This is a genomic window from Clostridium sp. OS1-26 (genome assembly GCF_030915445.1).
Classification (GTDB): Bacteria; Bacillota; Clostridia; order Clostridiales; family Clostridiaceae; genus Clostridium_AM.
Map to the genome: position 1 here is coordinate 1278828 of NZ_CP133264.1, position 18906 is coordinate 1297733.

The 18906-nt window shown below is 31.8% G+C and carries 14 protein-coding genes, 6 tRNA genes and 2 pseudogenes; all 22 read right to left on the reverse strand.

From position 1 onward, the window contains the following. Nucleotides 1-77 precede the first annotated feature (77 nt). The 22 genes and pseudogenes from RCG18_RS06340 to mfd all read right to left on the reverse strand — a co-directional run bounded on the left by RCG18_RS06340 (nucleotide 78) and on the right by mfd (nucleotide 18889). Nucleotides 78-464, reverse strand: a complete 387-nt coding sequence (locus RCG18_RS06340) for a thioesterase family protein (RefSeq protein ID WP_308040517.1) — start codon at nucleotides 462-464, stop codon at nucleotides 78-80. 126 nt (nucleotides 465-590) lie between these two features. Next, a complete protein-coding gene (gene ftsH, locus RCG18_RS06345) occupies nucleotides 591-2393 on the reverse strand; it encodes an ATP-dependent zinc metalloprotease FtsH (RefSeq protein WP_308040518.1) in 1803 nt (600 codons plus the stop codon). Nucleotides 2394-2475: 82 nt separating this feature from the next. Then, nucleotides 2476-3021, reverse strand: coding sequence for a hypoxanthine phosphoribosyltransferase (hpt, locus tag RCG18_RS06350; protein WP_308040519.1), 546 nt, complete (start codon nucleotides 3019-3021; stop codon nucleotides 2476-2478). Then, nucleotides 3022-4410, reverse strand: coding sequence for a tRNA lysidine(34) synthetase TilS (gene tilS, locus RCG18_RS06355; protein WP_308040520.1), 1389 nt, complete (start codon nucleotides 4408-4410; stop codon nucleotides 3022-3024). A 178-nt stretch (nucleotides 4411-4588) separates the two neighbouring features. Beyond that, nucleotides 4589-6976 (reverse strand): stage II sporulation protein E, encoded by a 2388-nt coding sequence (gene spoIIE / locus RCG18_RS06360; protein WP_308041971.1) that lies wholly within the window; start codon nucleotides 6974-6976, stop codon nucleotides 4589-4591. Nucleotides 6977-7285: 309 nt separating this feature from the next. Next, nucleotides 7286-7362: transfer RNA gene (locus tag RCG18_RS06365), tRNA-Met, on the reverse strand. A gap of 12 nt (nucleotides 7363-7374) precedes the next feature. Beyond that, nucleotides 7375-7450 (reverse strand) — tRNA-Met (locus RCG18_RS06370). 4 nt (nucleotides 7451-7454) lie between these two features. After that, nucleotides 7455-7543 (reverse strand) — tRNA-Leu (locus RCG18_RS06375). A 9-nt stretch (nucleotides 7544-7552) separates the two neighbouring features. Beyond that, nucleotides 7553-7629: transfer RNA gene (locus RCG18_RS06380), tRNA-Met, on the reverse strand. An 11-nt stretch (nucleotides 7630-7640) separates the two neighbouring features. Beyond that, nucleotides 7641-7716 (reverse strand) — tRNA-Met (locus RCG18_RS06385). Between the two features lie 4 nt (nucleotides 7717-7720). Beyond that, nucleotides 7721-7809, reverse strand: a tRNA-Leu gene (locus RCG18_RS06390). Between the two features lie 138 nt (nucleotides 7810-7947). After that, nucleotides 7948-8355 (reverse strand): S1 domain-containing RNA-binding protein, encoded by a 408-nt coding sequence (locus tag RCG18_RS06395; RefSeq protein ID WP_308040521.1) that lies wholly within the window; start codon nucleotides 8353-8355, stop codon nucleotides 7948-7950. 61 nt (nucleotides 8356-8416) lie between these two features. Next, nucleotides 8417-8689 (reverse strand): septum formation initiator family protein, encoded by a 273-nt coding sequence (locus RCG18_RS06400; protein WP_308040522.1) that lies wholly within the window; start codon nucleotides 8687-8689, stop codon nucleotides 8417-8419. An 83-nt stretch (nucleotides 8690-8772) separates the two neighbouring features. After that, nucleotides 8773-9183, reverse strand: a complete 411-nt coding sequence (yabQ, locus tag RCG18_RS06405; RefSeq protein WP_308040524.1) for a spore cortex biosynthesis protein YabQ — start codon at nucleotides 9181-9183, stop codon at nucleotides 8773-8775. Between the two features lie 10 nt (nucleotides 9184-9193). Beyond that, on the reverse strand, nucleotides 9194-9484 hold the full coding sequence (gene yabP / locus RCG18_RS06410) for a sporulation protein YabP (protein WP_308040525.1): 291 nt from the start codon (nucleotides 9482-9484) through the stop codon (nucleotides 9194-9196). 147 nt (nucleotides 9485-9631) lie between these two features. Then, the gene (locus tag RCG18_RS06415; RefSeq protein WP_178907185.1) at nucleotides 9632-9892 is read right to left on the reverse strand and encodes an RNA-binding S4 domain-containing protein; all 261 of its coding nucleotides are present in this window, start codon (nucleotides 9890-9892) and stop codon (nucleotides 9632-9634) included. Between the two features lie 59 nt (nucleotides 9893-9951). Beyond that, complete coding sequence (locus RCG18_RS06420; RefSeq protein ID WP_178907186.1) at nucleotides 9952-10227, reverse strand: HU family DNA-binding protein; 276 nt, start codon at nucleotides 10225-10227, stop codon at nucleotides 9952-9954. A 112-nt stretch (nucleotides 10228-10339) separates the two neighbouring features. Further along, nucleotides 10340-11784 (reverse strand): annotated as a pseudogene (gene mazG / locus RCG18_RS06425) (nucleoside triphosphate pyrophosphohydrolase). Further along, nucleotides 11781-13334 (reverse strand): polysaccharide biosynthesis protein, encoded by a 1554-nt coding sequence (locus tag RCG18_RS06430; protein WP_308040526.1) that lies wholly within the window; start codon nucleotides 13332-13334, stop codon nucleotides 11781-11783. The pseudogene mazG and the gene RCG18_RS06430 overlap by 4 nt, the downstream one beginning before the upstream one ends. A 204-nt stretch (nucleotides 13335-13538) precedes the next feature. After that, nucleotides 13539-14092: pseudogene (gene spoVT, locus RCG18_RS06435) on the reverse strand (stage V sporulation protein T). Nucleotides 14093-14270: 178 nt separating this feature from the next. Further along, complete coding sequence (locus tag RCG18_RS06440; RefSeq protein WP_308040527.1) at nucleotides 14271-15290, reverse strand: peptidylprolyl isomerase; 1020 nt, start codon at nucleotides 15288-15290, stop codon at nucleotides 14271-14273. Between the two features lie 77 nt (nucleotides 15291-15367). Next, nucleotides 15368-18889: a transcription-repair coupling factor gene (mfd, locus tag RCG18_RS06445; protein WP_308040528.1), complete on the reverse strand. Its 3522-nt coding sequence runs from the start codon at nucleotides 18887-18889 to the stop codon at nucleotides 15368-15370. Between the last annotated feature and the right edge of the window lie 17 nt (nucleotides 18890-18906).

Sequence of the window (18906 nt, forward strand, 5' to 3'; positions counted from 1 at the left end):
ATTTTATTGTCAGTTTAATAATTTAATTTTAACAATTAAATTCTATTTGTCAAGAAAAAGGTTGTGTCCTTTTGGCACTATGACTGCAACTTTTTCATAAAATTATCGCTATTTACTATGTATCTTGTATGTATTCCTTCTCCTATTTTCCCATGCTCATCCCATGCTTGAACACTAAAGAAAAGTCTTTTGCCCTCGACTCTTGTTAAAAGAGCTTCACATCTTACTTTCATTCCAACAGGTGATGCTTTTAAGTGCTTTATACTAACTTCTATTCCAACAGTTGTATATCCATATGGAAGATGTAAATCTACACAGCTTTTAGACGTGTTTTCCATAAGAGCTATCATAGCAGGTGTAGAAAAAACATCTAAATTTCCAGATCCTATTTTGCTAGCCGTATCATTTTCAGTTACACATGTTTCTATTGTAGATGTTATTCCTTCTTTAACATTAAACTCCATAACAATCATCCCATTTCATTAAAATTTATATTAAAAATTAGACATACATATGAATTATACCACTTTTATGTAGTTTTTAATATATATTTCACAAATAAAAAATAGAGGCTGATTAGCCTCTATCTTCTAAGCATTATTAAATATTTCTTCAAACTCATCTGCCTCAAGTTTTTCTCTTTCAAGCAATGCTTTAGCAACGGCATGAAGCTTTGATATATTTTCGTTTAAAAGTTTCTCTGCTTTGTTGTAACCTTCATCAATAAGCTTTCTAATTTCTTTATCTATTTCAAAAGCTACTTCTTCGCTGAAATTTCTTCCTTTTCCTAAATCTCTTCCTAAGAAAACTTCATCATGCCCAGAACCAAAAGCTATCGGTCCTAAGTCACTCATACCATAATCCATAACCATTTTTCTGGATATTGTTGTTGCTCTTTCAATATCATTTTTAGCTCCAGTACTTATATCTCCTATTACTAACTTCTCAGCAACTCTTCCACCTAAGAGGCCTACGATTTCATCTTGAAGCTTTGTTTTAGACATATAAGCAGTATCTTTTTCTGGAAGATGCATAGTATATCCTCCAGCCATACCTCTTGGTATTATACTTATTTGGTGGACTGGATCTGCAGTAGGTAACAACTTCATTACTACCGCATGGCCTGCTTCATGATAAGCGGTTAATCTTCTGTCTTCCTCCGCTATAACCCTGCTCCTCTTTTCAGGTCCTGCAATAACCCTAGTTACAGCTTCCTCAAGTTCATCCATATCTATTAGATTTTTATTTTTTCTTACTGCCAAAAGAGCAGACTCATTCATTAAGTTTTCTAAATCAGCACCTGTAAACCCTGGTGTTCTTTTTGCAAGAACATCTAGCTTAACTTCAGTAGCTAAAGGTTTATTTTTTGAATGGACTTTAAGGATTTCTTCTCTTCCTTTAACATCAGGAGCTCCAACTACTATTTGCCTATCAAATCTTCCAGGTCTTAAAAGCGCAGGATCTAATATATCTGGCCTATTAGTAGCCGCTATCATTATTATACCCTCATTTACTCCAAATCCATCCATCTCCACAAGTAATTGATTTAATGTTTGCTCTCTCTCATCGTGTCCACCACCAAGACCAGCACCTCTTTGTCTACCCACTGCGTCTATTTCATCAATAAAAATAATACATGGTGAGTTTTTCTTTGCTTGATCAAATAAGTCTCTAACTCTAGATGCTCCAACACCTACAAACATTTCAACAAAGTCTGAACCGGATATACTGAAAAATGGCACTCCAGCTTCCCCTGCTATAGCTTTTGCTAGAAGAGTTTTTCCTGTACCTGGAGGTCCCACAAGTAGTACCCCCTTAGGTATTCTTGCTCCCATCTCTATATACCTTTTAGGCTGTTTTAAGAAATCAACTATCTCTGCTAACTCAGCTTTTTCTTCGTCTGCTCCTGCAACATCATTAAAAGTGACCTTTTTCTTATCAGGCGTAGCCATTTTAGCTCGGCTCTTCCCAAAATTCATAACATTTCGGTTTCCTCCTCCACCCTGTGATTGCTGCATAAACATAAACCAAAATGCTACAAGCATCAATATCAAAAGTACCGTAGGTAAATATTGTACCCACATAGGTACTGCTGCTGGCTTAACATAGACTTCCTTAACACTTCCATCCTTTGGATGTTCTCCTATAAATTGAAACAGTCTTTCTGATGGAACTACAGTTTCATATTGCTGACCATCCTTTAGTGTTCCTACCACTGTCATTTTATCTTCTCTTACTTCAAAACTCGTTACTTTATTCTCTAACCAATTCTTCTGAAACTCATTAAAATTTATGGCTGTTGCACTTTCATTGGTTCTCGCAAGCATTAGTGCTGCAAGAATTACTAATACAAATACTATAACCCAGGCCGTTGCGCTTGAAAATTTTTTCATTATAGGCCCCCCTCTCTTTCTAGTTTTATATTGTAAAATTGTATCATAAGGCAAATTTCATTACAATAAATTCAGCATTAATTTATTGATAAACCTCCTCCTTTAATATACCGATATACGGTAAATTTCTATACTTTTCTGCATAATCAAGACCATAACCTACTAAAAAATAATCTGGAACAACAAACCCAATATACTGAGCATTAATTTCAACCATTCTTCTTTCAGGCTTGCTTAAAAGACATGCTATCTCAAGACTAGCAGGTTTTCTACCTTTTAAATATTCTATTAAGTATGCTAATGTTGTTCCTGAATCTATTATATCTTCTACTATTAAAACATGCTTACCTTCTATTTCAAAATCTAAATCCTTTAGAATTCTTACTATTCCTGAGGTTTTACTTGAATTGCCATAGCTTGATACTGCCATAAAATCCATAGTACATGGTATCGTTATTTCTTTTAATAAATCTGCCATAAACGGAACAGACCCTTTTAATATTCCAACTAACATTAAATCTTTTCCATCATAGTCTTTACTTACTTGTTGACCTATTTCTCTTATTTTTGTTCTTAGTTGTTCTTCTGTAAGCAATACTTCTCTTATGTCCTGTTGCATGCAATTCATTTAGGCTTCCCCACTTTCAATTATTATTTTTAAAATTTTTTTTGTATTTTTGTCAACTTTAAAAAGTTCACTAACTCTATATCCTGCTACCCACGCAATTTCACCACCAAAACATATAAGAGAGATTCTATCTCTTTCATCTTTCGGTACCTTTAGATCTATAAATAAATCTTTTAATTTTTTGCTTCCCTTCATTCCTAAAGGCGTGAAACGATCTCCATCTTTTCTACACCTAATTATAATGTCCCCTTTTATCTTATTATAGTCAAAATATCTAACAAAATCTTCCTGTTTTAAAAATAGATTATCTGTTTTATCAATTAATTCTAGAGTGACTCTTAAATTAAAATCCTTTATTTTATTTAACCCATTATGTAATGTATATTCAATGTCATCATTTTTTATATTTTGTTCTTTCTTCTTATAAACAGATATATCTCCATAATTATTTTGTATATGTATTTTGTTTGGAAGAGTCAGCATCTTACCTGTAGCATTTTTCTGAATATCAATTACATCATAAATATGAATTTTTTCAAAGTTATACAAATTACCTGCTACGTTATAGAGCGCTAATCGTATAATTCTTGTAATTATAGATTCATGCTCTAAAAACGCTTCCTTAGATATTATAACCTTTTCTTTATTATCATCACAATATTTTTTATATTTTTCTTTTACAATCATTTCTAAATAATCATTATCCACTCTTATAGTACTAGCCAATCTATTTAAAGTCGTCACAATATCTTCATTAAAATTTTCTTTTATGTACGGCATAAGCTTGAGTCGCACCTTATTCCTTGCATATATTGGCTCTAAATTTGTTTTATCTATTCTAGGATTAATATTATTATCTTCACAATATTTCTCAATGCTCTCTCTTGAACAGTTTATTAAAGGTCTTACAAAAATATTATCTCTTACTGGTCTTATTCCAATGAGACCTTCCATTCCTGTTCCTCTCATTATTCGCATCAAAACAGTTTCAGCCTGATCATTAGCGTTATGAGCTATGGCTATCTTTTGAGCTCCAAACTTACTTTTTAACTCATAAAAAAACGTATATCTTGCTTCTCTGCCCGCAGTTTCCGAGGAAATATTTCTCTTTCTTACTAGTTCATTTATGTCTACCCTCTTGCTTCTAAACTCTATATTTAGACTTTCACAAAATTTCTCAACATATTTTTCATCCTCATCAGACTCTTTTCCTCTTAAACAGTGATTGATATGTGCTGCATATAAAGTTATTTGCAGCTGCTCTTTTAAAACATTTAATATATGCAAAAGGCATATAGAGTCAGGGCCTCCTGATACTGCAACTATTACTTTATCTCCTTTTTCAAACATATTATTTTCTTTTATTGTTTTTAGAGTTGTTTCTATCAAAGTTAACACTTCCTAAAAATAGTTTGTTTAGAAATAATACATTAATTATATCATAAATAATTCTCAATGTAAGAGTTTCAACCATATATTCGTATAACTACCTGTATCTTCAGCAAAACAAAAAACTAAATACGCATTTTTTCATGCGTATTTAGTTTTTTCACTTTTAATTTTTGAATTAATATAAATTATATACCTTTTGTACAATCGCTGTCATATCATCCTTTACCTTTCCACCACTTAATTCTTTTGCCTTATTTATTATATTTTCGCACAAATCCCTTGGATCTGTGTTCTTTGAATTTTTTAAGAATTCTACAATCCAATCTACCTTTCCAGCAGCCTCACTCTCATAGTCCAGTACGCCATCACTTAGCATTATTATTATATCCCCATTTTTGAGCTTCTTTTTAGTTATATCCACATCCGGTTTATCTAAAACCCCAATAGGTAATGTTTTAGAACTTATAACCTCAACTTCATCTCCTCTTTTTATGAAACTAGCGACTGATCCTACTTTCATAAAGTCTATTTCTCCTTCATATAGGTCCATGCTACTTAAGTCAAGTGTAGAAAATTTCTCATTCTCTGAAAACTTAATGCTCATAATAGAGTTAATAGTATTTATAGCTGTAAGTTTATTAAAGCCTGCCTTTGCAAACTTTTCTATAAGCTCCACCGCAGCTCCACTTTCTTTCCCCGCTTGTGGTCCTGATCCCATGCCATCGCTTATTATAGTCATATATGTTCCATCTGAAAGCTTGCCAAAACTATAGGTGTCTCCATTATGCTTTTCTCCATTTTTGCATTCAGTGCTTACATATGATGCTACATGATATTTTGGAGTTTCTTCAAAAGTAACATTACAGCCATTCATTAGAGGGTTTAAATTACAGCCATCATCGCTTACGCACATGCATTTTCCGGTGACTTCATTAATTAATGGCAAAACCTTTTTTACACATAATTGCTCTCCTCCACAAGCCTCCATTGACAACTTTACAACTAATCTATCACTTTTGTTATTAAAGCAGAATATATCTCTATACTGTATATTATTTTTATTCAACACTCTTCTTATATTATTTTCGGCCTCAGTATTAAATTTTATATTATCATTAAATTCTTTCACGACCTCCGTTACAGAATTAGCCATATTCTCTATCTGATGTGCTAGAAGTTCTCTGCATTCACTTAACCTACTTCTCCACATTTCATTTATTATATAACCATTTACAATGTCTTCAGTGTTTTTAATAAGTGCAGATCGTTTAGTACATTTTCTTTCTAATTCATATGGCATGTCCTTTTTGTTCTCTTGATAATTTTCAATGAGCTCACTAAATGCATTATAGGTATAAAAGGTTTCTCTTTTCCAGCACATAGATTTCATATTGCATGTTGAGCAAACTCTATCAGCAAGATTTTCTATTAGTGCACTACTTTTAGTTTTCATTTCTAATTTATCGTTATCTGCTAATTTTTCTAAAACTTTTGACATATTAAGGAGCACATCTGAAAAGCTATTAAGCTTACCAATTAATATATCCTTAATTTTGTCAACATAGTTGTCCTTAAAATGCTCTTGCTTTTTTTGCCAGTCTAGCTCTAATTCTAATTTTCTATAAATCTTTTGCGGTATAGCAAGGAAAACTGCACAACTTATAATTGATTCTATAATTTTAAATTGTACACCTATATCTGAGTACATCTTTAGCACAGCAAATGCTACTATATATGCTAAACCACTCATCAATTTTCCAGTTTCTCTAAATATGCCAGATATGAGTCCACACAAACCATATACCCCTATAGAAGTTATCATATCATTAGATGTAACTCCTATTATAGTTCCCATTGCTACACCTGCTGCCGCACCTGCCGAACTTCCTTTTATATATCCTAGTATAAGTACAAAGGTCAATGCTATAACATTTCTTATTGATACTCCGTGAATACTTGTCCCCCACGTTCCTGCTATTATAAGAGAGGCAGTTACTGCCATGCTTATTATTTCCTCGTTAGTATATAAATGTCTTGTTTTTAATTCTTTAAAGCATATTATTGAATAATTAATAATAAAATATAATGGAAAGATACATGTAATTTCAAAAAACGAAGTCAAAAACCCTATTGCTAAACTTAACTTCACAATTAATAGTTTGTAAAGCAAAAATTCTAAGAAAATTGAAAAGAATATTAGTAATAATTTTTTCTTCTGTTCTATATTCTTTAATATATAGTTTAAAACTAAAAGTGTTGCGGTTACTACAAAATATACTGGTAAGTTTTTAACATTATTATATAAAGAAACATACCCTAACAATGTTCCAATTCCCGATGCTAAAGATATTTTGTTATTCTCAGAGACTATAATTGCTATTAAATAAGCTATCCCAAATGGAGCCATAAGATTTACCATAAGTACTCTGCCAACTAAAAATGCCGCTACAAAATAACTAATAATTTTAAAGACATCTGATAGTTCTTGAAATTTTTGCTTTTTTTCTTCGTTTTTCATTTTTTTGATTCTTTGATATGGAAAAAGCTCCACTCCGTATTGCATCACATAACACCCACCTTATTTAATTACTTTCTATATTATAACAAAGCCATTTGGAAATAAATGTCACAAGATAGTGTTGTGATGATTTTTTTTTAGGACATATACTCCTAAGTTTCTTTTTAATTATTTTATTTAGACAATTAATCTAAAAAAAAATATTTTCCATTATACTCCATGTCGTATATTAAAGATTTCTTTTATAATTCAACATTCTTATATATCTATAACTACATAGATATCAATTTTTAAATAATCTTGTATTATTAAGAATATAATAAAAAAACCTATGATTTACTCACAGGTTTCATTTGGTAGCGGAAATAGGACTTGAACCTACGACACTTCGGGTATGAACCGAATGCTCTAGCCAGCTGAGCTATTCCGCCATATTATTTTTTTGGTTGCGGAGGCAGGACTTGAACCTGCGACCTTCGGGTTATGAGCCCGACGAGCTACCAGCTGCTCCACCCCGCGATATTGGTGCTGAAGACCGGAATCGAACCGGTACGGGTTTTAAAGCCCGCAGGATTTTAAGTCCTGTGCGTCTGCCAGTTCCGCCACTCCAGCAATTAATTATGGTAGCGGAAATAGGACTTGAACCTACGACACTTCGGGTATGAACCGAATGCTCTAGCCAGCTGAGCTATTCCGCCATATTATTTTTTGGTTGCGGAGGCAGGACTTGAACCTGCGACCTTCGGGTTATGAGCCCGACGAGCTACCAGCTGCTCCACCCCGCGACATTGGTGCTGAAGACCGGAATCGAACCGGTACGGGTTTTAAAGCCCGCAGGATTTTAAGTCCTGTGCGTCTGCCAGTTCCGCCACTCCAGCACGTTGTATTGCTATCACCTAACAACATAGACTATTATATATTATATAAATATAGTTGTCAACTATATTTATTATATTTTTTTAATGTAAATACTAGGTAATATTAAAGAGGCTAAAATTAGCCTCCTCATATCATTACTAATTTGAAGTTCTTTTACAGCCTCTACCTCTTGAATCTTGATGTTTCTTTAAATCTTGAAACCTTTCTTCACTATCCTTTAAGAACTTTGTTAATCTGTCTTCAAAATTCCCTTGATTAGGTTTAGCTTTTTCTTTTTGCCAATCTATCTCTACAGGTCTATAACTTTTTGTCTCTGGAACAGCTTGTTTTATAGATAAACTTATCTTGCCATTATCGTCAACAGAAATTACTTTAACTTTTACTTTATCTTTTTCCTTCAAGTAATCTCTTATATTTTTCACATAAGTATCTGAAACCTCAGATATGTGAACCAAGCCTGTTTTTCCATCGATATCCACAAATGCTCCAAAATTAGTGATATTAACTACTGTACCTTCTAGTATGCTTCCTGCCTTTAAGGTCATATTAAAAAGATTCCTCCTTAATAAAAATAATGTTTATATAAATTAAAATTAGAAACAGATATTAGTTTTTTGTATCTATTACAGGAGTCTCGCCTTGTTTAATAAGACCTAGCCTTTCTCGTGCCAGCTTCTCTATATACATGTCTGATTTAGACATCTTAACTTCGTCCTGCAATTTTCGGTTCTTTTCCTTAGCTTTTTGTTCTTCTATTTTTTTATCAGCTATCTGGCTTTTTATATTACGCATAGTTATTTGCTGATTAATAAAAATATAACAAACGTAAGTCAATATCAAAACAAAAATTACATTTTTTCCTTTGATTTTATTTCTCATAATATAATCACCAAACTCCCAAATAGGGATTTATTTTTGAATGCTATAATTACATTTTAATTTGGTTTTCAATTTTCTTCAAGTTATTTTTTATAATTTCCTTTATTTTTTATTTTAATCAAATAAACTATAGACTGAAATGGATAAAGTATTGAGTTTCTAGCCACTCTGAAAACCCTTCCTAAAAACTTAAAAAGTTTATATTGAGAACTTATAAAGAATCTACTAATTAGTTTCATGTATAAGTATATTCCTATTCCGATCCAAAGATATACGTACATTCCTATATATGCATAGTTAGTATATAATAAAAACGTGAAAACTACTACTGAAGTAAATACCCAAAATAGTGTATCTTCTATAAAGGTTATAATTTTATTTGAATTGTTGAAACCTCTTATTAATCTATATAGATCAAACAGTACTCCTGTTATTACACCTGAGACAAGACTAAATATTATTAAACCAAATTGCTGATTTATTGAAATTACCATAATAGAGCTCCTATTTAAATAATCTTGATATTAGGCTTTCTTTTTCCTTCTTGATTTGATTGTTGATGTAGATACAAGAGTTTATAGTTCCTATAATTATTACATCTCCATTTTGCACGTCTAGTTTATTCATCTTTAAACCTTGTCCTTTTATATTAAGAGTACCGAGATTTGTATTTAGTACTATTTGTTCTTCATTAAAACTCACTACTTCAACAACGCCATTTAATATTAGCTTTTTTCTATTTTCAACACTTAATAAACTTTTCTTTTCTTCTATTTTTATTTCTTTTTTCTCCATATTATCCCCTCCACTTGTAACTAATATATGATTAACCACAAATGGATATTACTAACTAAGCAATATTGAATTAATTATATTTATATATAATTAGCTGTTTATACGCAAACTGCTGACAGATAAATCTGTCAGCAGTGATAAAATGGATTATTCCTCATCCTCTTCTCCTGATATAATTTCATACATACCTTGTGCATTTTCCTTTTTAACATGCTCTGTGATATTTATTATTTTAGCTTTTAAAGATTTGCTAGCATATTGAATTTCTATAATATCTCCCTCTTTAACCTCTGTACCAGGTTTAGCTACCTTCCCGTTTATGCTAACTCTTCCCCCTTCACATGCCTCCTTTGCTACAGTTCTTCTCTTTATTATTCTAGAAACCTTAAGATATTTGTCTAATCTCATAGTATATACTCCTTATTAAAACAAAAAACCTAGATTTACACCCAGGTTTTCTGAAATGATTATTTGTTTACTTTATCTTTAAATTCTTTACCAGCTTTAAATACTGGAACTGTTGATTCTGGTATAGTTATTTCTTCTTTAGTTCTTGGATTTCTGCCAACTCTTGCGGCTCTTTTTCTTGTTTCAAATGTTCCAAATCCAACTAATTGAACTTTATCTCCCTTTTCTAGTGTTTCTTCAACACTTTCTATAAAACCCTTTAACATTGCCTCTGCATCTTTTTTAGTTAATTTTGATTTTTCAGCTATGCTTGTAATTAATTCTGACTTATTCACCTTTTTTACCTCCTTAAATATCGAGTATGCTTATTCATAGCATACTAGCATATTCTTCACTAATTTTAAAAATCCTTCTTTTTTTACATCATTTTTACGTATAAAAGAGAAATTATTTATTTTTAGCCTCTTCCCAAAGCATATCCATTTGCTCTAATGTCATATTGGCCATATCAACACTTTTAGATTTAGCTATTTCTTCTATATACGCAAAACGTTTTATAAACTTCTCTATAGTATAATTTAATGCAAACTCGGGGTCAATGTCAAGGAATCTTGCAACATTTACGGAAGCAAATATCAAATCTCCTATTTCTTCTACTATTTTTGCCATTTCCTTGCTTTTATATACACCTTTTACTTCATAATATTCTTCTAAAACCTTATCTAATGCATCTTCAATTTTATTCCAATCAAAACCAACCTTCGCAGCCTTTTTTGAACTTTCTCAGCCCTCATGAGAGCAGGAAAATTCTTAGGCACATGTCTAAGTTCATCGGTATAACTTGTAAGCCCTTGTTCCTTTTTCTTTATTTTATCCCAATTTGTTAAAACTTCTTCAGATGTATCTGCATTTATGTTACTAAATACATGCGGATGTCTATTTACCATTTTTATACAAATTTTCTCAATCACGTCATTAATATTAAAAAACCCTTCTTCTTTACCTATCTGAGCATGAAAAACTATTTGAAGCAATACATCCCCTAACTCTTCGGCTAATTTGTCATCGTCTTTCTCATCTATAGCCTCTAGAACTTCATAGCTCTCTTCTACAAGGTATCTTTTTAAACTCTCATGTGTCTGTTCTTTATCCCAAGGGCATCCATCGTTGGATCTCAATTTTTCCATTATGTCTAATAAATCGTAGAAGTCCTTGGTACTATCTATATCTCTCGGAATATATATTGATGTTAGATAATCAATATCATCTTGTCTATCTAGCTCGTATAATGGTATTTTTCTTATGCTCTCCAAGTTTTTAACACCGGCTGCTCTTACAAAATATATTTCAAAATCATCTTTGTAATATTCCATTAGAGAAAGCTTTACTTCAGATGCAATAAATTTATCGTATACTTGAGTTATAATGGTGCCAACTCTCTTATCTAATACTTGATTATTTATATCAAAAGCATCTATTATTTTAATTCCTTCTACAGGATCTATCTTTAGACTCTCCATGAGAGCATCTACAAAACTGACTGCAGGAACAATCTCCGTTTCTATAGACTTTTTTTCACAAAGCTCAAGTAATATATTCACTGATTTTTCTGCAACTAAAGGGTGTCCTGGTACAGCATAAACTATATCATCAAACTTGTTTTGTTGCTCTATTAAATCCTCTGCTATAGAACTATATACTTGATCAAAACTTTCTCCTTCTTCGTACTTATTATCGTAAGTTTCGAATACTATATTATTATTTTTCAAATAATCTACAGTAGGGTGCTTTTCTGTTCTTAAATAGATTTTAGATGCACTTTTCAATACCTCCAGAGCCCCAATGGTAAGCGCTTCCTTCGAACCAGGCCCTAATCCAATTATTTTTATCATGCATGTTCTCTCCTTTGCTTTTTAAAAAGCTTTTTCTTCACATAGCTATATCTAAATACTCTGAGCAAAATTACTAATATTCCATATATAATCATACCAGAAGTTATAGATATGAAGCAGGATATTTTGCTACTTATGGTATAATTATAGACATTCATGTAGATAATTACAACCGCTATTATCATTAAAAGTGATGCAAATGCCGGCTTAATGAATATATCTGAAATATTCAATCTGATCTTTAGTCTTTTAGCTAAAAACAATATGTTTAGTAATGAGGCTACTATATAACCGCCTATACTGCCTACTACGGCTCCATATATATTTATATTAGGTATAGGCACCATTAATAAAGTAATAACAACCTTTACGATACATCCTAAACCCAAAATGAGTACAGGCATAATATAATATCCTACTCCTTGTAATATTGCAGTAGAAGTTTGTGCAATTATTATAAAAGGAATAGATATAGCTGAATACTGAAGTATTTCAAACCCAGCCGATTGTCCGGGAAATATTAAATCCAAAATAGGCCATGCAAGACAAAATAGCCCAGCACAAGAAGGAAGTGCAATTACCATAGAAAGCTTCATAGCTAGTTCTATTTTATTGTTGACTTCAAGCTTTCTCTTTAATATGTGTGCCTCTGCAATTATAGGAACTAAGGAAGCACATAGCGCTGCTGATAAAGTAAGCGGAACATTTATCATGATAAATGCTTTTCCAGTAAGTTGTCCATATAATATAGTTGACTGCTTATAAGTAAAACCTGCTTCTAAAAGCATCTGTGGAACCAGTGCTGAATCTATAAGGCTCATTATACTACTTACTGCTGCTCCTAGCGAAACAGGTATAGCAATATACAGCAATTTCCCCAATATATCAGTATTATCTCTAACTTTTTTTACCTTAAACTCTTTTCTTATCTTAAAGTATTTTGCTATAAGATATATACCACCAAATACTCCTCCTGCCGCTGCTCCTAATGCAGCACCACCAGCTGAGTACTCAATACCTCTAGGTAATAATATATAGGCAAGTCCAACACCTATAACTACCCTTCCTATTTGTTCTATAATTTGAGAGACTGCTGGATAGTTCATATTTTGTAGTCCTTGGAAAAATCCTCTAAATACACTCATTATTGATATAAAGATAGGTGCAAAAGCAATAGATATTAGTGAATAATAAGATTTGTTATCCCACTTTAAAAAGTGTATTATAGGCTTTGAAAAAATAAGTAATATAGCTGTGAACCCTGCTCCTAATATGATCATCAGAAGCATAGCTTTTCTTAATACTAAAATTACACCCTCCTCGTCGTGAATAGCATTACTCTCCGATACCATTTTAGAAATCGCTACTGGTATGCCTGATGCCGCTGCAATAAAAAACATATATAGAGGAAATGACATTTGGTAATATCCTACCCCTTCGTCACCAATAAGCATCTGCAATGGCCATCTAAAAAATAATCCTAAAAATTTTGCCAGTATTCCTGCAACTCCTAATATTAAAGTTCCTTTAATAAGTGATTGTTTTTTCATAAAAATACCCCCGAATCATCGTATGACAAAAGCCTTGTCTCAATGTTTTTCACTTTAAAACTTATATAACCAAAAATAATTTATTTCTATGTTTATAATTATTTTAAATTAGGGGGTATTATTACTTTATAGATGAATATTTTTTATGTTAGTGTCAATAATCATCTATAAAGCAGTAAATAAGATGGCAGCATAGCTGCCATTTTATTGTTCCATTTGCTTTCCTAAGAAGGACGATGCAGTTTCAGCTAATTTAACTTCAACCTCACTAAATTTTATTCCTTCTTCCTTAGCTACTATAATTACAGCTCCAATTGCATCTCCTTCTGCAATTATAGGTGAAATTACTTGTGCAGAATATTTTCCCTCTATCTCTTCATCATCATATAAAGCTATAGTTTTTTCTTTTCCTTCTCCAAAAGAAACAGATTTTCTTTCCTCTATCGTTCTTTCAAGATCATTGCTTACTTTCTTTTCTAAGTACTCTTTTTTGGCGATCCACTTATTGATATTATGCTATCCTTATCACATATCATAACTATATTTCCTATTGTTTGTTGCAAGGATTCTGCATAGCCTTTTGAAAAATCACTTAATTCACCTATTGGAGAATATTTTTTAAGTATAACGCCTCCTTCTCTGTCTGTAAAAATTTCCAAAGGGTCTCCTTCTCTTATTCTAAGAGTTCTTCGTATTTCCTTTGGTATAACCACTCTACCTAGATCGTCTATACGTCTAACAATACCTGTTGCCTTCATTATTTAGTACCTCCTATATAATATAAATATAAGTTGTATTAATATTATCTTTCTAAATATGAAATTTTATACACAATTGTTACTTAAATTGGTAAGCACTTATAAAATTATTTATATAAACAAAAATAAACCACAGCATGATAATAATATGCTGTGGTTTATTTTATATTTTATGCGCTTATTCAAGATTTTTTTCATTCTTAGTTATTTTAGCTGACTTTTTCCACTCATCAACTTTTTGTGAAAGTACTTTATTTTTTTCTTGATCTTCTAATTGTTGTTTTATTTGAGCTTTTACTGTTTCAAGTTTCTTAACAGGATATTCTTCCTTCTTTATAGTTTTTATTATATGGTATCCAAACTGAGTTTTTACAGGCGCTGATATAGCTCCTTCTTTTTGTCCTATGGCAGCAGCCATAAATGCAGGATCAAATCCTGAATCAACATAATTTACCTCGTATTCTCCACCCTTGTCTTTTGAACCAGGGTCTTGTGAAACTTCTTTTGCAATCTTTGCAAAGTCTTCACCTTTATCCAATCTTTCTTTTACCTTTTTAGCTTCATCTTCTGTTTTAACTAATATATGTGCTAACTTTATCTTATTTGGCTTTTCTGTAAATTGCGCTTGATTTGCATTATAGTAATCTTGAATCTTCTTATCGTCAATTTTTACATCTTTTGTTATGTTATCTGTAACGTTTTTCATAATTGCTTGACTTCTTAATTGTTTAAAGATTAAGTCTTTTAAGGAATCCTCAGTAAGGCCACTTTGCTTTAAAGCCTCTTGAAACTTACTATTATCATTTCCAAAAGACTTTTTAGTGTCATCAAATTGTTTACTGGCTTCAGTCTTTAATTTTGAGTCATCTGGAAGTAATTTTAACTCTTTTGCTTTTTGCTCAATAACTTTTTGAGTTATCATGTTGTCTAATATCTTTGCTCTTTGATCTTTAAGAAGCCCCTTAGCCTCTTCATTTTTTTCATAATTTTCACCGTATTGTTGCTTAGCCTGAGCTATAGTCTGGCGCATATTCATATCACTATCTAGGTCTGCTCTAGTAATTTTTTCACCGTTAACTACTGCTACAGGGCTTTTAGCTATCGCTTCTGGTGTTTTCGCTATCATATTACAACCAACAGCTGAAAATCCAAGCATTGTTATTAAAGCTGTACACATTAGTTTTTTTATATTTTTCACAGTTTATTCCTCCACTTCTCTTAATGTTTTAGCGCAATACAAACTAATTTTAACACAAAAGTATTTTTACTACAAAGTTATTTTTGTTCATATATTTTTATCATGTACTGTGCTAACTCTTTAATTTCCGAAATTAAATCTTCTCTTTTTACATCTGTAAGCCTATAGGCAAACCCTGGTTTGTCTCCCATCTTTAGCCCTATCTTTCTAGTGTAATCTCTTAACAGTCCCTTAATGACATTCTCGTTAATTCTAGATTGACTCTCAAATACAAAAAGAACTTCATTCTTTCTTTCCTTTATTTCTTCTATACCAAGTTTTTTACCAATACTTCTTATATATGAAATATTCATAAGATTACATACTGATGAAGGTATTGTAGAAAATCTATCTTCTAATTCATCCTGAATTTCCATCATATCCTCATAAGAGTCTATTGCTGCTATTTTCTTGTATACTTCAATTTTCTGTACCTCATCCTTTATATAAGAACCTGGTATATATGCATCTACCTTTAGCTCTACTGTTGTTTCCACTGGTTCGTTATCTATTTCTCCTTTTATAAGCTTTATCGTATCTTCTAACATTCTACAATATAAATCGTATCCAATAGAAGCCATGTGTCCATGTTGGGAAGCCCCCATCATATTTCCAGCTCCTCTTATCTCTAAATCCTTTAATGCTATTTTAAATCCTGATCCTAACTCAGTAAAATCCTTTATAGCCTTTAATCTTTTTTCTGCCACTTCTGTTAAAACCTTGTCTTTTCTGTAGGTTAAATAGCAATAAGCCATTCTGTTAGTTCTTCCAACTCGTCCTCTTAGCTGATATAACTGCGATAATCCCATCTTATCAGCATCATATATTATCATAGTGTTTACATTTTGAATATCCATACCAGTTTCTATTATAGTTGTGGCAACTAAAATATCATATTCATTCTTCATAAAATCTACAATAATTTTTTCTAATTCTCTTTCCTGCATTTGCCCATGAGCTAAAGCTACTCTTGCTTCAGGAATTAATTTTGATATATAGGACACCATTTCCTTGATATTTTCAACTCTATTATATACGAAGTATACCTGTCCTCCTCTATTTAATTCCCTTAATATAGCATCTCTCATCAACTGATCATTATATTCTACCACATAAGTTTGTACAGGGTATCTTTCTTCTGGAGGAGTCTCTATAACACTTATATCTCTAACCCCTACAAGGGACATATGTAGCGTTCTTGGTATAGGAGTTGCACTTAAAGTTAATACATCAACATTTTTCTTTAATTTCTTAATTTTCTCCTTATGGCTTACTCCAAATCTTTGCTCTTCATCAACTATTAATAATCCTAGATCTTTAAACTGTATATCCTTTTGAAGAATTCTATGGGTTCCTATTAGTATATCTACCTCTCCATCTTTTACAGCCTTTATAGTTCTCTTCTGTTGTGTTGGAGTCCTAAACCTGCTTATCATATCGATTCTCACAGGGAAGTCTGAAAACCTCTTTACAAAGTTATTATAGTGCTGTTGTGCAAGTATTGTAGTTGGTACTAAGAATGCTACTTGCTTTCCATCCATAACCGCTTTAAATGCAGCCCTAATAGCAACCTCTGTCTTGCCATAGCCTACATCGCCACATAGCAATCTATCCATAGGTTTATCAGACTCCATGTCTACTTTTATATCGCTTATAGCTGATACTTGATCTGGCGTTTCATCATAAGGAAACTCTTCTTCAAACTGTTTCTGCCACACAGTATCTTTTGAATATCTATATCCCTTAAGGGTAGTTCTTGCAGCATAAAGCTTAACCAAATCTTCTGCTATTTCTTCTATTGACTTTTTGACTTTTCTCTTAGCCTTTGCCCATTCCGAACTTCCTAACTTATTTATTTTTGGTGATTTTCCTTCCGTGCCTATATACTTTTGAACCATATCAAGCTGTTCTACAGGCACATATAATTTATCATCTGAATCATATATCAGCTCTAGATAGTCTTTTTTATGTCCCTCAAGTTCTAACTGCTTTATTCCTTTATACACACCTATACCATGATTTGCATGAACTACATAGTCTCCTGGTTTCAATTCTGTAAAACTCTTTATTTTACTTACACCTTTTTTAGATGCCCTATTTACTGTCTTTCTCTTAGCTTCTCCAAAAACTTCTTTATCTGATATTACACACACTCTAAGATCTGGATACTCAAAACCATTTAACTGACTTCCAAAGGTTATTACTACTTCTCCTGGCTGAATTTCATGTATTACATCTCTATAAGAGCTTTCTATTTCCCTGTCTCTTAATGTAGCTACCAGCCTCTCTCCTCTTGGTCTAGTACCAGAAAGAATAACTATTTTAAATCCTTTAGATTTTTTGTCCTTTATATCGTCAATAAGCAAATCTATTTGTCCATGATAGTTATGTGAAGTGATTTGAGAAAAATTCACTATAGACCTTGGCGAAAGCATCTTAACAGATTTAGCAATAGCATCTATAGTTAGTATTTGCTTTTCCTCCAGCATTTCAACTACATGTTCCTTATTAAATAAAAGATCAATTTGTTTAGGTAAGATATTACCTCTTTGAAGAAAACTTTTATAACTTTCTTCAAATTCAAAATATACGCTATCTAGCTTTCCTTTACATCTTTGAACGTCATCCATAATTATGAAATAACCTTCTGTGTAATCAAAAAATGTTGATAAGTTATCATAAAAGTAAGGAAGAAAACTGTCTATTGTCTCAAAACTCCAATTTTCTCTGAGCAGCTCAAGGTTTTTTCCAATAACCTCTTGTATTTTCTCCATAGTTTCCTTATTTTTTTGATCCTTCAATCTATTTAATACAATTTCTAAATCTTTTTCTATACCTTCATACCCTTTTTTTATGTTTTCTCTATTTAAGATCATCTCTTTAGCGGGAAATATTTCAATACTTTCTACTTTTTCTATGCTTCTTTGAGATTCTAAATTAAAATTTCTAATAGAGTCAACTTCATCGCCAAAGAGTTCAACTCTATATGCTTCCGCAGAAATAGGGGAATAAATATCCATTATTCCTCCTCTTATGGAAAACTGTCCTTTGTTATCTACAATTTCAATTCTTTCATATCCACATTGTATAAGCTTTTCACTTAAATCTTCTAAATTTAAAATATCGCCTATTGAAATTTTAAATGTATAATTTCTATATAAACTTACAGGAATATAACTGGAAGCTATTGCTTCAATACTAGTAACAACTACTTTCTTATCTTTATTTAGCATCTCCTTCATTACTTTTAGTCTTTCCCATCTTAGATCTCCAGAGATTGCATCTATATTGTAAAATACTACTTCTTTAGTTGGGAAATAATAAACATGAGGAATATAAAAAGATAAATCTTCATACAGTTTCCTTGCTTCAACATCACTATGTGTAAGCACAAGAAATGGCTTGTCTAATTCCTCATACAATCCATTTACTAAGTAACCTCTTGCAGACTCCGAAAGTCCAAATACTCCTATTGGGAATCTAGACTTATCTACACTGCTTTTTATTTCCTTAAATTCCTTGTTAAATTTAAGGGGATTCATAAGTCCTTCTAGTCTCATTTTATAACAACCACCCT

Bases quoted from the DNA above. Each gene is read 5' to 3' on its own strand.
- RCG18_RS06340 (WP_308040517.1), bottom strand. From the start codon at position 464: ATGGAGTTTAATGTTAAAGAAGGAATAACATCTACAATAGAAACATGT.
- ftsH (WP_308040518.1), bottom strand. From the start codon at position 2,393: ATGAAAAAATTTTCAAGCGCAACGGCCTGGGTTATAGTATTTGTATTA.
- hpt (WP_308040519.1), bottom strand. From the start codon at position 3,021: ATGAATTGCATGCAACAGGACATAAGAGAAGTATTGCTTACAGAAGAA.
- spoIIE (WP_308041971.1), bottom strand. From the start codon at position 6,976: ATGCAATACGGAGTGGAGCTTTTTCCATATCAAAGAATCAAAAAAATG.
- RCG18_RS06395 (WP_308040521.1), bottom strand. From the start codon at position 8,355: ATGACCTTAAAGGCAGGAAGCATACTAGAAGGTACAGTAGTTAATATC.
- RCG18_RS06400 (WP_308040522.1), bottom strand. From the start codon at position 8,689: ATGAGAAATAAAATCAAAGGAAAAAATGTAATTTTTGTTTTGATATTG.
- yabQ (WP_308040524.1), bottom strand. From the start codon at position 9,183: ATGGTAATTTCAATAAATCAGCAATTTGGTTTAATAATATTTAGTCTT.
- yabP (WP_308040525.1), bottom strand. From the start codon at position 9,484: ATGGAGAAAAAAGAAATAAAAATAGAAGAAAAGAAAAGTTTATTAAGT.
- RCG18_RS06415 (WP_178907185.1), bottom strand. From the start codon at position 9,892: ATGAGATTAGACAAATATCTTAAGGTTTCTAGAATAATAAAGAGAAGA.
- RCG18_RS06430 (WP_308040526.1), bottom strand. From the start codon at position 13,334: ATGAAAAAACAATCACTTATTAAAGGAACTTTAATATTAGGAGTTGCA.
- mfd (WP_308040528.1), bottom strand. From the start codon at position 18,889: ATGAGACTAGAAGGACTTATGAATCCCCTTAAATTTAACAAGGAATTT.